The 13899-nt window shown below is 61.2% G+C and carries 12 protein-coding genes; 4 read left to right on the forward strand and 8 right to left on the reverse strand.

Annotated features, from left to right (window positions below):
* Positions 1-3 precede the first annotated feature (3 nt).
* Positions 4-1188, forward strand: a complete 1185-nt coding sequence (locus D8780_RS01940) for a hypothetical protein (protein ID WP_147440262.1) — start codon at positions 4-6, stop codon at positions 1186-1188.
* Here D8780_RS01940 and D8780_RS01945 read toward each other — a convergent pair.
* From D8780_RS01945 to D8780_RS01955, 3 genes are all read right to left on the reverse strand, one after another.
* Positions 1185-2840, reverse strand: a complete 1656-nt coding sequence (locus tag D8780_RS01945; RefSeq protein WP_121644126.1) for a cisplatin damage response ATP-dependent DNA ligase — start codon at positions 2838-2840, stop codon at positions 1185-1187. The two genes, D8780_RS01940 and D8780_RS01945, sit on opposite strands and share 4 nt — an antisense overlap.
* An 84-nt stretch (positions 2841-2924) precedes the next feature.
* A complete protein-coding gene (locus D8780_RS01950) occupies positions 2925-3623 on the reverse strand; it encodes a hypothetical protein (RefSeq protein WP_121644127.1) in 699 nt (232 codons plus the stop codon).
* Positions 3620-4630: a ligase-associated DNA damage response exonuclease gene (locus D8780_RS01955; protein WP_121644128.1), complete on the reverse strand. Its 1011-nt coding sequence runs from the start codon at positions 4628-4630 to the stop codon at positions 3620-3622. Before D8780_RS01955 ends, D8780_RS01950 begins: the two co-directional genes overlap by 4 nt.
* Positions 4631-4722: 92 nt before the next feature.
* Between D8780_RS01955 and D8780_RS01960 the strand changes: the two genes are divergently transcribed.
* Positions 4723-5349, forward strand: coding sequence for a YitT family protein (locus tag D8780_RS01960; protein WP_121644129.1), 627 nt, complete (start codon positions 4723-4725; stop codon positions 5347-5349).
* A 15-nt stretch (positions 5350-5364) separates the two neighbouring features.
* Here D8780_RS01960 and D8780_RS01965 read toward each other — a convergent pair whose 3' ends face one another.
* Positions 5365-6405: an acyltransferase family protein gene (locus D8780_RS01965; protein ID WP_158598411.1), complete on the reverse strand. Its 1041-nt coding sequence runs from the start codon at positions 6403-6405 to the stop codon at positions 5365-5367.
* 160 nt (positions 6406-6565) lie between these two features.
* On the opposite strand from D8780_RS01965, the gene D8780_RS01970 reads away from it, so the two are divergent.
* A complete protein-coding gene (locus D8780_RS01970) occupies positions 6566-9193 on the forward strand; it encodes a ligase-associated DNA damage response DEXH box helicase (RefSeq protein ID WP_121644131.1) in 2628 nt (875 codons plus the stop codon).
* A gap of 1 nt (position 9194) precedes the next feature.
* Positions 9195-9881: a ligase-associated DNA damage response endonuclease PdeM gene (gene pdeM, locus D8780_RS01975; RefSeq protein ID WP_121644132.1), complete on the forward strand. Its 687-nt coding sequence runs from the start codon at positions 9195-9197 to the stop codon at positions 9879-9881.
* A gap of 39 nt (positions 9882-9920) precedes the next feature.
* On the opposite strand, the gene D8780_RS01980 is transcribed toward pdeM, so the two are convergent.
* The 4 genes from D8780_RS01980 to D8780_RS01995 all read right to left on the reverse strand — a co-directional run bounded on the left by D8780_RS01980 (position 9921) and on the right by D8780_RS01995 (position 13853).
* Positions 9921-11495 (reverse strand): autotransporter outer membrane beta-barrel domain-containing protein, encoded by a 1575-nt coding sequence (locus tag D8780_RS01980; RefSeq protein WP_210209453.1) that lies wholly within the window; start codon positions 11493-11495, stop codon positions 9921-9923.
* Between the two features lie 148 nt (positions 11496-11643).
* Positions 11644-12096, reverse strand: a complete 453-nt coding sequence (locus tag D8780_RS01985; protein WP_121644134.1) for a DUF3429 domain-containing protein — start codon at positions 12094-12096, stop codon at positions 11644-11646.
* A gap of 45 nt (positions 12097-12141) precedes the next feature.
* Positions 12142-12936, reverse strand: coding sequence for a TIGR02186 family protein (locus D8780_RS01990; RefSeq protein ID WP_121644135.1), 795 nt, complete (start codon positions 12934-12936; stop codon positions 12142-12144).
* Positions 12933-13853 carry a sulfite exporter TauE/SafE family protein gene (locus tag D8780_RS01995; protein WP_121646296.1) on the reverse strand — a complete coding sequence of 307 codons (921 nt, stop codon included), beginning with the start codon at positions 13851-13853 and terminating at the stop codon, positions 12933-12935. The genes D8780_RS01990 and D8780_RS01995 overlap by 4 nt, the downstream gene beginning before the upstream one ends.
* Positions 13854-13899: the final 46 nt, after the last annotated feature.

A 13899-nucleotide genomic window follows, 5' to 3' on the forward strand; every position in this document is an offset into this window, starting at 1 on the left:
GGTTTGGACGCGATAGGCAAGGCGATACGATCGGCCCTCGCTAAGGGCAACGCGGCTGACGCAGCCCATCGTGAGCGGGTCTATCAATCCGCACAGCACGCCCTTGAGAGCGCAATGGACAAGGAGGGCGTCAGCGATCCGGCCGCGCGCGAATTGCGTCGCCAACGATTGCTCAATTCCATCAGTGAGATCGAAAAGGATTACCTGCCTGCGGCCAACCCCGCGCATGAAACGGCAGGGGCTGAGCCCTTTCCCCATGCCGAGCGGGTGATCGACCGAGAAGCCTCCAGAGAACGCGTCGCGACCCGTCCGCGCACCGCGTCCCTGAAAGGCGACAAACAGGAGCCCCGGCTGGATCATGCATCGCAGCCGCATGACCCCGAAGGCGCGGGCCGGCGCGAGCCTTCCTTCGAAGAGCCTGCCGAACTGGCCGAACCGGCCGGGCCCGATGCCGACTTCTACCCGGATAGAATGAGCCCGGAGCCTGACAGCCGGGCCGCATCGCGTGACGAACCCGACCGACGCTTTCGCCGCCGGAGCAAACGCGGACGCGAAAAGGACGGCCGACCGAAACGGCGCCCCTATGCCTGGATGATGCTCATCCTCACCCTTCTCGTCTTCGCATTGCTGGGCGTCGGCTTCTGGGCGCTCTCCAATGCCGACTACGAATTCGTGCTGGAGCGGTTTCTTCAGGAAACGGATCCGGGCGAGGATTACACGCCGGAAGCGCGTCTGGGCGCGGGCACCGATGATCGCACGCAATTTACCCTCTACGATCCTGCTGCCGATGGTGAGCCAGCGATTGAAGGCGATCTTTCCGCCGAGATCGAGAACACCGGCCAGCTTCGGCTTCTTCATGTGGAAGGCGGCGGTGAGGCGGCGGCCATCGTCATCGAAATTCCGCAGCAGCAATTGTCGGAGCTTTCAGGCCAGCCTTACACTGTCGCCATGCGCGCCCGCTCGGAAGCCGAAGGCGGAGCGACGCTTCTGGTGTCGTGCGATTTCGCAAGTCTCGGCGATTGCGGCAGCCGGCGTTATGAGGCGGAAGCGACGGCAGGCGATCTTCTCTTCGCGGGCACGATGGAGGGCGGCGCGCCCGGTGCCGATGGAGCGATACGCATCGCCTTGCCCAATGAGAGCAGCGAGGTTGATATCTTTAGCGTGACAATCCTGCTCGGCGATGACTAACCGTGATCTCGGACCGGCCTGACGCGCGACGCCTTGCCGCGGTTCTCGTCAAGTAGCTGTTTCAGATTGTCCAATGTGTCGGCTTCGGCGCTCGGCTTGTCCCAGCGCAGCCGCGACACGCGAGGGAAACGCATGGCGACGCCGCTCTTGTGGCGGCTCGATGATTGCAGCCCCTCAAAGGCGATTTCGAGAACCAGACCGCTTTCCGGCGTCGCCTTGACGGATCGTACAGGACCGAACCGGTCGACCGTATGGTCGCGCACATATTTGTCGATCAGCTTCAACTCCGCATCGGTGAAGCCGAAATAGGCCTTTCCGACCGGTACAAGAATCTGCCTGTCCTCTTCATCCAGCGTCCAGACGCCGAAGGTGTAGTCCGAGTAGAAGCTGGACCGCTTTCCATGGCCGCGCTGGGCGTACATTAACACGGCATCGATGGTGAAGGGATCGCGCTTCCATTTGAACCATTCGCCCTTGGGACGGCCCGGGACATAGGCGCTTTCGTGCCGCTTTATCATCACGCCTTCGATGATTGGGTGCGGCGGGTCGCAGCGTAGATCGTTCAGTTCGCACCAATCGGCAAAGGCGATATGTTCGGAGAGGTCGAACCGCGCCGGGTCGAGTGTCGCGATGAAATTCTTGAGCCTTTTGCGGCGTGCCGAAAAGGGTAGGGCGCGCAAATCGTCTTCTCCCTCCGAGAGAAGATCATAGGCCCGCACGAAGACGGGATGACTCTTCATCAGCTTGGCCGAAACAGTCTTCCGGTTGAGCCGTTGCTGAAGATCGGAGAACGTTCCGACAGCGCCGTCTTCCGGATGACCGACCAGCAGTTCGCCATCGATTGACCCTTCGAAGTTCATGGCTTCGAGAAGATCGGGAAAACTATGGCCGATATCGTCGCCCGTCCGCGAATAGACGCGCCGCCTTTCGCCCTCCGCAACGAGCTGAACGCGAATACCGTCCCATTTCCACTCGGCGGCATAGGTTTCCGGCACGATGCGGTCGTAGTCCGCCTCTTCCAGCGCGGTGGCCAGCATGACCGGGCGAAATAGCGCCAGCGCACCATGTTCCGGCTTCTCGGCCTTGTCTTCAAGCCAGGCGAACATGTCCTCGTAAGGCAATTTTAGTCCGTGCCAGAGCTCTTCGATCTCGGTGACATCCTTGCCGCCGAACTCCGCGAGCGCTTGCTTGGCGAGCCGTGCTGAAACGCCGATGCGCATTCCTCCCGTAAAGAGCTTGATCGCGGCATAGCGACCGGACGAATCCAAGCGGTCGAGGAGATCGGTCAGAACAGCGGGTCCGTCCGAACGGGACGTTTCCAAAAAGGTCTCAACCACTTCGCCGAGGGACGGATCGCGATTGGCGCGAACCGGCTCTTCCGGCTCCGGCCAGACAAGGCTGACCGTCTCGGCCAGATCGCCGACATAGTCATAGGAATAACCGAACAGGATCTCGTCCATCCGTTCGGTGATCAGCGCGCGCAGAATACCGGGTTTGATACCCGCAATATCGAGATCGCGGGTGATCGCCGCCAGAGCATAGCCACGATCCGGGTCCGGCGTACGGCCGAAATAATCGACAAGCAGCCTGATCTTGCCGTTCCGTGAGGGCGTGAGGACAAGGCGGTCGAGAAGTTCGGCAAAGGCTCTCATCGCCACCCATGCCCGTGCAGACGCCTTCGAGGGAAGAAGGCGCAGGAAAGAACTGGAGTGTGGGGCGTACTCAGCATGTCACCCCTAGCGGTCCGGTACTTCGACGAGCTGGAAGAATGTTTCATCCTCTTCTGCGTGACTTCGTTCCGCGCCGGTCACGAGAAGAAGCGACCTGTCACTTATCACGGCCCGCCCGGCTATATTGCCGTATCCCTCGTCGAACATGTTGACGGGATTGTCCGCATCGTAGGCCTGCTCGAAATGGCTCGGAAGAAATGAGCGTCCGGCGTAGGCCACGCCCCCGTCCTCCATCGGGATCAGGCGAATGTTGAAGCGGTCGCCCGTTACATTGCGGATGATGGTCTCGCCGCTTTTGCCATATTCAATGGCGCAGCGGTCACTGGCGACCCTCTGCTTGGCCGTGGAGCCGGCGCCATACCACCAGACGGTACAGCGCCGCTGACCGAGAACCAGAAAGTTCGAGAAGGACGGCTGTTCGTTTCCTGCCAACCGGCCCATGAGGGCGCGCTCCAGATTGCCTGGCTGGAAGCCTTGTGTGACGAGCTCGGCGAGCGTCCGACGCACGGCAAAGGGTGTGTCGTTAATGACCTCTCGGTCAGTCTCCGCAAGTTCATCGATCGACCCCGGAGCGATCTGCTGCGCGACGGAAGGCGATATAGACAGGAGGAGAATGAAGAGCGCCAGAAGCCGCGCCGGATAACGCGTTTTCCTGCTCGTTGCCCTCTGTCGGCATCGTTGCGGATCAGTTGCCGCTATAGTCATTCGCTTTCGTCCTCATAGCCCACGAGATGGAGCGGTCGGGCCTTGACGCCCTGTAATTCGCACCAGCGAACGAGAGCTTCCTCGCGGCCATGCGTGACCCAGACCTCCGAGCAGCCGGTTTCCTGGATGGTTTCGCAGAGTTCGTCCCAATCGGAATGATCCGAGAGGATCAGCGGAAGCTCGACGCCGCGCTGGCGGGCCCGCTGGCGTATGCGCATCCAACCCGAAGCGAAACATGCAACCGGATCGGGAAAGCGCCGCGCCCAACGGTCAGCAAAGGCGGAGGGCGGCCCGACGATGACAGCGCCCGCGAACTGATCTTTCTGCTTTCTGTCGATCGTGGCAGGCCGCAACTCCCCCAGATCGACGCCTTGGCTAACGTAATAATCGCAAAGCTTCTGCATCGCTCCGTGAATATAGATCGGCGCGTCATGGCCTGCATCACGCAACATGCGGATGACCCGCTGCGCCTTGCCCAGCGCATACGCTCCGACGACATGGGCGCGGTCTGGAAACTGGCGGACACTCTCGATCAGCTTGTCGATCTCTTCGGCCGTATCAGGATGCCGGAAAACGGGCAGGGCGAAAGTAGCCTCGGTGATGAAGACGTCGCACGGGACCACCTCGAAAGGCAGGCAGGTGGGATCGTGTCGGCGTTTGTAGTCCCCGGATGCGACGATGCGCGTGCCGTCTCTCTCCACCACGATCTGGCACGAGCCGAGCACATGGCCGGCCGGCCGGAACGTGACTTTCACGCCGTTCAGGTCGAGGGTCTGGCCAAGCTCTGCAATCTGTCGTTCATGGCAGAAATCCTCGCCATACCGGATCGCCATGATATCTAGCGTCTGTCCGCTGGCCAGAACCTTGGTGTGGCCGGGCCGCGCATGGTCGGCATGGCCATGGGTGATCAATGCACGCTCCACCGGACGCACCGGATCGATAAAGAAATCGCCGGGCGGGCAGTACAGTCCTTCGGGACGAGTGTGCAGAAGATCGGACGTGCGCATGCTTGCAATATGGGAATACGAAACATTTCAACAATCGGCTGGCGCAATGCTGCACTGCATCATAAGCTGGATGCGAGCGACGGAGCGGCCGAATGAAGACACGATTGGGCGACTGGAATGCCACCGCCACCCACCACACCCCGGCAGAAGATGCCCAAGGCATCTTCACTGGAACGGTGCTTGCTGCGGTCGGGGTTTCGATTCTTGCCCATCTGGGATTTCTAACGGGATCGACCGCAGGCCTCGCCCTGATCATCGCCTATGCGCTGGACTGGAATGTCGGCCCGGTCTTTTTTCTCCTCAATCTCCCCTTCTATCTCCTGGCGGTCCTTCGCCTGGGCTGGGCCTTCACGATCAAGACCTTTATCGGCGTCGGCCTTCTTTCCCTCCTGACATGGTTGCAGCCGCGGCTGTTCCAGTTCGGCGAAATCGAACCGCTCACCGGCGCCATTGTCGCCGGTTTGATGATCGGTTTCGGTTTGCTCGCAATGTTTCGCCATCGCTCCAGTCTAGGCGGTGCGGGCATTCTGGCGCTCTATCTGCAGGATCGCTTTGGCTGGCGCGCAGGGCTGACGCAACTGGTCATCGATCTTCTGGTCCTGGCGCTGGCCTTCACGGTCGTTTCTCCAAGGGCGGTTTTCTATTCGATCGTGGGAGCGGTGGTGCTGAACCTCTTTCTGGCGATCAACCATCGCAACGATCGCTACGTCGCGCGGTAATCCGGTCTCTGCCATTCAATAGCCGACGACGAGGCGGCTCCGCGACCCAAGTGTCGTGCGTGCCATCAGGGCGATCGTCGTACAGCAGGCTACGGTCACGCCCGTTACCCAGATCAGGTCGATCCATGGCATCCCTGTCGGCTGCGTGAGACCGAACTTGTGCAGGTAGATGATCGCGACCGGATGCAGCATGAAGGTCGCAAAGCTTGTCTCCGCCACCCAATGGGCTGGCCTCCACCCATGATCGGGCAGCCGTTCCATCACGCCCAAAATAGCCAGCGTCATGAGCACCTTGCTGATCAGCATCAGATCCGGACCGGCGAAGGTGAACAGCGCCTTGTGGGCGTTGCCGGACTGGCCGGCCAAGGTCTGAACACCGGTCGCGGTCAGTGCGAGGACGATGAACAGCGTTTCGCGGCCTCGGACGAGTGCGAGAAAATGGGGGCGATAGCGGGACGCCACCATGCCAAGAAGGTAAATCGGCGTGAAATAGATGACCGCATGAACCGGGTTGTCATTGTCGAGCGGGCGGTGGGCAAACAGGGCCACCAGCATAAGGACGCCGACAATGGTGAATTGGACCCGCCCTGAGACATTGGCGAAGCGGGCATGGAGGGGCGCCATCAGGAAGAGGAGAAGGATGAACGGCACGAACCACTGCGCCACCAGAAAGGTGCCGTACACATAGAGGCCCAATGCGTCGGTGAAGGGATGAAAGCCCACGGGCCAGAGTGCGCCAGCCAAGGCTTCTTCAGCGAAATGCGCGTTTCGGGAAACGAAGTACGGGATGACCGCCGCGGCAAGCAGCGTATAGGGCACAAGCACATTCTGCACCTTGCTTCGCAGGAAGCGACCATAGTCGAACCGGCGCAGGAAGACGTGGTGGAACATGTAGCCGGAGATGAAAACGAATGGCGTCGTCCAGCCCGTCACGAAATTCGCCAGAAAGGCGTTCTGTGGTGCGGCGGGGTCGAGCCCAACTTCCTGATAAGTGTGGCCGGCCACCACAAAAAGGATCGCCAAGGCCCGGAAATCAGCGATGGAGCGAAGATACATGCGGAAGACCTTTCGTCGACTTCGACCCGCTCCAACTCTATCGGTTTTCTGATCCTTCTCATGGGCGCGTGCGTATCCTGCCGCGTTCCGTCGCATAGCTTCGCCACTCGAAAGGATAGGTCATCATCCGGCGGCCCTTCGCAATCGGAGAGAGCTCTGCATGCGGTCGCCATTGCGCAAAACACGCCCGGCGCTTTCCGCCGCAGCATCTCATGCCTATTTTCGGGGCGTGGATCAGACATCGCCATCCATAAGCGCCGCCCGAAGCGCATCCTATCTACCTGAACCGTTCCTGCGCTGGTTTGCAGGGCGGGGGTGGTCGCCCCGCGCGCATCAGCTGGATCTGCTGACCAAAGCGCAGTCGGGGAAATCGAGCCTCCTGATCGCGCCGACCGGAGCAGGCAAAACGCTGGCCGGCTTCCTGCCCTCCCTGGTCGACCTGCATGAGCGCGGCAAGCCGGAGCCGGGTTCGGCGGAGACACTGAAGGGCATTCACACGCTTTACATTTCGCCGCTCAAGGCACTGGCGACGGACATTGAGCGCAACCTCAAGACGCCTGTCGAAGGAATCGGCCTTTCCGTCGATATTCAGACGCGCACGGGCGACACGCCGGCCTCGAAGCGAACGCGTCAGAAGAGCCAGCCGCCCGATATTCTGCTCACCACGCCCGAGCAGCTTGCGCTCATGCTGAGCCATGCCGACAGCGAGCGTTTTTTCGGCGATCTGCGCTACGTGGTGCTGGACGAACTGCACTCGCTTGTGACCAGCAAGCGCGGGCATCTGCTTGCGCTCGGGCTTGCGAGGCTGAGGCGGATCAACCCCGGTCTGCAGTCCATCGGCCTGTCGGCGACCGTCGCCTGGCCCGACGATCTGCGCCAATGGCTTGTCGGACAGGATGGCAGCGATCCGGCACCGATGAGCGAAATCATCGATGTGGAGGGCGGCGCAAAGCCGAACATCCATATCCTGCAATCGGACGATCGCGTCCCCTGGGCCGGGCATTCGGCGAAATACGCCATTCCGGAGGTGATGGAGGCTATAAAGCGCCACCGGACGACGATCCTTTTCGTCAATACGCGCAGTCAGGCGGAATCGCTGTTTTCGGAACTCTGGAAGCATAATGACGACAGCCTGCCGATCGCTCTCCATCACGGCAGTCTCGATGTCGGTCAGCGCCGGCGGGTCGAAGCGGCCATGCAGGCCGGAAGCCTCAAGGCTATCGTCGCCACCTCCACGCTCGATCTCGGCCTCGACTGGGGCGATGTCGATCTTGTCGTTCATATCGGGGCGCCGAAAGGTGCGAGCCGGCTGGCGCAGCGCATCGGGCGCTCGAACCACCGCATGGATGAGCCGTCCGAGGCGATACTGGTGCCGGCCAATCGTTTCGAGGTGATGGAGTGCGAAGCGGCGCTCGAAGCCAATTATCTGGGCCATCAGGATACGCCTCCGCTGACCGACGGCGCGCTCGACGTCCTTTGTCAGCACATTCTCGGCATGGCCTGCGCCGAGCCATTCGACGCGGCTGCCCTCTATGAAGAGATCGTCTCCGCCGCCCCGTACGAAACGCTTGCCTGGGAAACGTTCGAGCAGGCCGTCGATTTCGTCGCGACCGGAGGCTATGCGCTGCGCGCCTATGATCGCTATGCCAAGATCCGGCGGACGGAGGAGGGTCTGTGGCGTGTCGCCAATCCGCGCACCGCGCAACAATACCGCATGAATATCGGAACCATCGTCGAGGCTCCCCTGCTGACGATCCGTCTCGTCCGAGCAAGGAAGCGCGGGCCGATGCGCGGCGGTCTGGTGCTTGGCAAGATCGAGGAGGCTTTTCTGGAGAGCCTCACCAGTGGCGACACCTTTATCTTCGCCGGACGAACGGTCCGCTTCGAAGGGATTATCGAGCAGGAGTGCCTTGTTACCGATGCGGAGGGCGAAGATGCTCGCATCCCGGCCTATGGCGGCAGCAAATTCCCCCTGACCACCTACCTTGCCGAAGTGGTGCGCGCGATGCTCGCCGATCCGCAGCGCTGGTCGGCATTGCCCGATCAGGTGGCGGACTGGCTGCGGCTGCAGGAAGAGAAAAGCGTCATCCCACCGCCGGACCGCTTGCTGATCGAAACCTTTCCGCGCGGCAACCGCCATTATCTCGTTGCCTATGCCTTTGAGGGAAGGCTTGCCCATCAAACGCTCGGCATGCTGCTGACACGCCGGATGGAGCGCGCCGGCGCAAGGCCGCTTGGTTTCGTGGCGACGGATTACACGCTCTGCATCTGGGCGCATGGCGACCTGACGGCCATGATTGCCGACGGCTCCCTCGATCTGGATGCCCTGTTTGATCAGGACATGCTGGGCGATGATCTGGAAGCATGGCTCGATGAGAGCTTCATGCTGAAACGCACCTTCCGGAACTGCGCCCTGATCGCCGGGCTGATCGAAAAGCGCCATCCCGGCCAAGAGAAGAGCGGCCGGCAGGTCACCGTTTCCACCGACCTGATCTACGATGTTCTGCGGACACATGAGCCGGATCACATCGTGCTGAAAGCGACACGGCAGGATGCGGCGTCGGGCCTTCTCGATGTTCGGCGCGTATCAGAAATGCTCTCCCGCATTGCGGGTCGAATCATGCATAAGCCTCTGGAGCATATTTCGCCGCTGGCCGTGCCCATCATGATGGAAATCGGTCGCGAGCGGGTGGTCGGCGGTACGGACATCCTTCTTTCCGAACTCGCCGAAGAGCTTGAGATGGAGGCATTCGGCATTGGGCAGGCCCCTGAGGAAAGAAGACCTTGAGATGACGGGCGTCGCGCCACACCGGCTCGCCGGCCATCTCGTCCTGCTCGATCCCTCAGGTGTGATGATGCTGCCGGAGGCCGATACGCTCGTGGTTGCCGATCTGCATCTGGAAAAAGGGTCCAGCTTCGCCCGCCGTGGCATGATGCTGCCGCCCTACGATACCGGCGAGACGCTGTGCCGGCTGAAGCTCGTCATCGACTACTGGCGGCCGGCGCGTGTCGTGGCGCTTGGCGACAGCTTTCACGACGATGGCGGGGCGGCGCGCATGAACGAGGTGGACCGAACTGCCTTGCATGGCATCATGGAAGGCCGAGACTGGATCTGGATCGCCGGCAATCACGATCCGGCACCTCCTGAGGGCCTGCCGGGGCGGACCATGGCAACGCTGGAAGCAGGCAATCTTCGGTTCCGCCACGAACCGCAGGCGGGGTCGGCGGACGGCGAGGTGGCCGGCCATCTGCATCCCGGCGCAAGGATCGTGCAGAGAGGCCGAGCGGTGCGTGCACCGTGTTTTGCATCAGATGGAAACCGCATGATCCTGCCGGCCTTCGGCGCTTATGCCGGCTGCCTCAATGTACGGCACAGGGCCTATGCCGGCCTGTTTGACTGGGCAGAGCTTCGCGCGTTCATGCTGGGCGAGAGCCGTGTCTATTGTGTACGCGGCCACCACCTTGTCGGCGACTGAGGTCGAACGGCGGGAATTTCGCATTCCCGCCGTGATGGTTCAGAAGCGGACGGAAAGCTGCGCCTTGCCGCCATATCCGACATAGTCGCCCGTGCCGATGCCCGACAGCTGGCCTTCCAGCGTGAAGGCGGCGCTGTCGGTGAACTCCACTGTCGCGCCCGCGTCGAAGCTCGCGGAGAACTGATCGCCGAAGTCCGGAAGTCCGCTTGCCGCCGCGACATCCTGATCGGAGAAGTCGTAGCCGCCCTCCGCGCCGACAAACGCGACGAGCGGACGGGACCCGAACATATCGAGGCTGCGATAGAGGCGCGTGCCGAAAGCGACCCGCCCGGAATGCACGGAGTTGTCATCGACGTCGACACCGTCACTGTCGGTGTATCCGTCCTGCTCTTCGACAGCATAAATCGCCGATAGCCGCGGCACGATATTGAAGCCGCCATAGGCGATGCTGTACTTCGCGTCGGCGGCGACGAACCCGCCATCGCCGTCGAACTCACCTGTGGTGCCGCCGGTCTGCAGATCATATTCGGTGTGGGTGTAACCGCCCGTCAGCGAGAGGGTCAGCGCGTCCGTCGCGGCGAAGCCGGCATAGCCGCCGACCGTGTAGGCGTCGGCATCGAAGCCGCCGCCAATGCCGCGCGTCACCGTGTCGAAGTCGGATGCGCCGTAACCGGCGAAAAGGCCGAGCACGATACGGTCGCTCAAGGTATAATCGATGCCGAGCGAGCCGCCATAGAGGCCGCCGTCGAAACTGTCGCCATCGCCATCATAGCCGGTGACGTCGCCGGAGATCCATGCATGGAAGCGCGGCGGCATGTAGCCCGGTGTGACAATATCGGCGTTGAAAACGCTTTCGCGGCTATGGCCGAACGGGCCATCTTCTTTCGTGGCTTCCGGCCCGAAAGCAAGAGGCGCGCTGGTCGGCGCCGAGCCGGCAAAGCCGAAGCGCTCACCGATCACACCGCTCGTCGCGTTGAGAAAGCTGCGCCCGCCTTGCACGACGAGAAGCGAAGAGTAGGCGTTCTGCTGGTCGGTTACGCCGAGGCTCTCATCGCTCGGCCCGGAGAGGCCGAGGAGGTAATAGATCGTACCGTTCCAAGTTCTCAGGTTGATGATGGTGCCGCCAAAGGGGCTGTCGACGGTCCCCGATGTGCCCTGTCCCCCGGTAATTTCAAGGTTAGCGTTCTGCGCAACGATGTCGCTATATGACCCGCCATTTTTGTAATGAATGTCGTCATCTGTCGTGACCAGAAAACCGTAGGTGCCGCCGGCTAATGCAAAGTCGACCAGATCGACCGAGGTAGGATTGTCTTCACCCGCAGGCGTTACATTGTAGGTACCACGGTCGACCCAGCCCGTTGCGCTGCCTGTATTGCCCTTTGCCGTTCCCAACCGCGTAAACACCCGCACTCTTGGGCTGAGGCTGGTGTTGATGTCCAACGCCGTTATCGTAATTTGATTCGTCAGAACGTTGATATCAAAGAAATTGCCTGAAAGTTCGTTATTCGAATCAAACGTCGTCGTCAGCGACTCGGCTGATGCCGATGGTGCCGCGATCGCCAAGACGGCCACGCCCGCCGCGAGAGTGCCAATCAGACGCTGCGTGGTACCCACGAATTGATACTTCACTTGAAAATCCCCTTTTCCCCGACTTGGAGAAAGAACCGATTTTCCAGTTCGTTGCAATGCCGTGAAAAGCGCATTGGGCCGGCGACTGCCACTTTGGCGGCATCCGTTGCAGATTTACGAGTCGAGCGGTCTATCAGACGATAAAGGCGACGGCGGCGACGAGAAGCGTCGGCACGACGAGCAGGGTGATCCTCTTGCGCATGGGCATGAACCATTCTGGCAGGCTATGCTTTTGTGCATGGCGGCGGTCCCAGAAATAATGCCAGATGAATGTGACGGCGAGCATAACGAGGGCCGGTGCGCTGGGAAGCGTCAGGCACATCCAGGCGATGAGCGAAGGCACGACCGAGGTCAGAAGCTCGCGGCCGGTGCCTTCATCGTTCCTTGCCGTGGCAATGCCCCAGCGGATACCGCCTAGAAACGAGAGAATGACCGCGCCGTAGCCGATCAGCAGAATCAGGCTGCCAGATCGCGAGAGCGGGGCGATTTCGGGAACGAGAAAGAAAAGCGTCAGACCGCCGAAGGGCAGATAGCCGCCGAAGGTGAGCAGATTCGCCGTCGCGGCATTTTGTCGGTCGAATCTCATCTCTTTCCTCGCGCTCTCCCCATGCCTGCAGCCTCCTAGCACAACTTAGTCGCGTTTGAAGATCATTCGTCCCAGCCAGCCCGTCAGCACCGCAAGGATGACGGCGGCCAGACCGTAGAGAAAGGAGTTGTTGCGTGCCGTACGGCTGACCGTCTGTTCCCAGTCGCTCTTGGCGATGCGCAGCGGAAGTGACGCCTGGTCGATCATGCGTCCGTTGGCGAAAAGATAGGCTTCAACGACATGCAGGCCCACAGGAATGGCCGCTGGAAGGTTGAGCCGGGCTCGAAAGAGCGGACCTGAAAGGAACTGGATGGAGTCTTCGTTCTCTGTATAGAAGCCGTTCTCCAAGCGCTGGCGCCGCAAGGCCGCGACGAATTCGGTCAGGTCCGAACGCCGCTCGGCCGTGCCGGAAGCGATAGCATCGATTCCAATGCCAAGATCGGCCAGCGTCTGGTTCTCCATCACATCCGAGATCTGCCCGGATGTGGCAATCGAGTAGGAAAGCGGGATGTTATCCAGCTCTTCCGACTGGGTGTTCACCCAGATGCCGAAAACCCTGCTTTTCTTGCGTACCACAGCGGTCTGGCGAGGGCCCTCGAGCGTGACGGCGATGGCATAGGCAGTGTCGGCCCCTTCCGACAGGCCGGAGGGATCGGTCACCGAGCCGAAGACCGTCAGGGCCGCACCCGTGAAATCGGTCGTGATATAGATCGTATCGGTGGAGAGGCCGATCTCGATCTGTGGTTGCGGTCCTATGGCGTCTGGCACCTTCGGCTGGGCGAAGGCGGCAAGCGGAAAGAGGAAAGCGCCGAAGAGGACGCCAGCACGACAGGCCATCATACACCTCCCGTCACGACGGAGAACAGATCGTCCGGCGTGACGACCAGGTCGAAACCGAGGCGCAGGCAGACGAGAAGCACGAGCAGTGCTAGCAAGGCTCGAAGCTGCTCGCCTCTCAGCTTCTGGCCGACGAATGCGCCGTATTGCGCGCCGGCCACTCCGCCCGCCATGAGCGCGACAGCCAGAATGATATCCACCGTCTGGTTGGTCATGGCGTGGCTGACCGTGGTGAAGGCGGATGTAAAGACGATCTGAAAGAGCGACGTGCCGATGACCACATTGGTCGGGACTTTCAGCAAGTAGATCATGGCAGGGACCATGATGAAGCCGCCGCCGACGCCCATGATGGCCGACAGAAAGCCAACGAAAATGCCCAGGCCGATGACAGGTATGACCGAAACGAAGATGCGGCTCTGCCGGAAGCGCATCTTCAGCGGCAGGCCGTGCGCCCAGTTATGTTCGCCTGCGCGCCGCATCGGCACCGGACGGCCGCCACGCGACCGCCTAAGGGCGCGAACGCTTTCGGTCAGCATCAAGGCGCCGATGATGCCGAGAAAGACCACGTAGAGAAGAGACACCACCAGATCGAGCTGGCCCTGTTCTCTTAGAATTCGAAAGACCTGGGTGCCGGCAAATGCGCCGAGAACGCCGCCACCGAGCAGGAAAAGACCCAGTTTGACGTCCACCGTCCCCCGTTTCAGATGCGCGAGCATCCCGGAGAAGGAGGAGGCGATGACCTGATTGGCGCCGGTGGCAACGGCTACACTTGGCGGGATATTGTAGAAGATCAGAAGGGGGGTGATCAGAAACCCTCCTCCCACGCCGAAAAGCCCGGACAGGAAGCCGACAGCCCCGCCCATAAGGATGAGGACGAAGAGGTTGACTGATATCTCAGCAATGGGAAGGTATATACTCACGCCACCCAGGCCCAATCGTCAGATGCCGCATCTCGGATCGATGACG

It is taken from the genome of Notoacmeibacter ruber, assembly GCF_003668555.1.
Taxonomy (GTDB): Bacteria; Pseudomonadota; Alphaproteobacteria; order Rhizobiales; family Rhizobiaceae; genus Notoacmeibacter; species Notoacmeibacter ruber.

What these genes read in the sequence shown, in the direction of transcription:
- D8780_RS01970 (WP_121644131.1), top strand. Translation starts at nt 6,566, where the DNA reads ATGCGGTCGCCATTGCGCAAAACACGCCCGGCGCTTTCCGCCGCAGCA.
- D8780_RS01960 (WP_121644129.1), top strand. Translation starts at nt 4,723, where the DNA reads ATGAAGACACGATTGGGCGACTGGAATGCCACCGCCACCCACCACACC.
- D8780_RS01945 (WP_121644126.1), bottom strand. Translation starts at nt 2,840, where the DNA reads ATGAGAGCCTTTGCCGAACTTCTCGACCGCCTTGTCCTCACGCCCTCA.
- D8780_RS01990 (WP_121644135.1), bottom strand. Translation starts at nt 12,936, where the DNA reads ATGATGGCCTGTCGTGCTGGCGTCCTCTTCGGCGCTTTCCTCTTTCCG.
- D8780_RS01965 (WP_158598411.1), bottom strand. Translation starts at nt 6,405, where the DNA reads ATGTATCTTCGCTCCATCGCTGATTTCCGGGCCTTGGCGATCCTTTTT.
- D8780_RS01985 (WP_121644134.1), bottom strand. Translation starts at nt 12,096, where the DNA reads ATGAGATTCGACCGACAAAATGCCGCGACGGCGAATCTGCTCACCTTC.
- D8780_RS01950 (WP_121644127.1), bottom strand. Translation starts at nt 3,623, where the DNA reads ATGACTATAGCGGCAACTGATCCGCAACGATGCCGACAGAGGGCAACG.
- pdeM (WP_121644132.1), top strand. Translation starts at nt 9,195, where the DNA reads ATGACGGGCGTCGCGCCACACCGGCTCGCCGGCCATCTCGTCCTGCTC.
- D8780_RS01955 (WP_121644128.1), bottom strand. Translation starts at nt 4,630, where the DNA reads ATGCGCACGTCCGATCTTCTGCACACTCGTCCCGAAGGACTGTACTGC.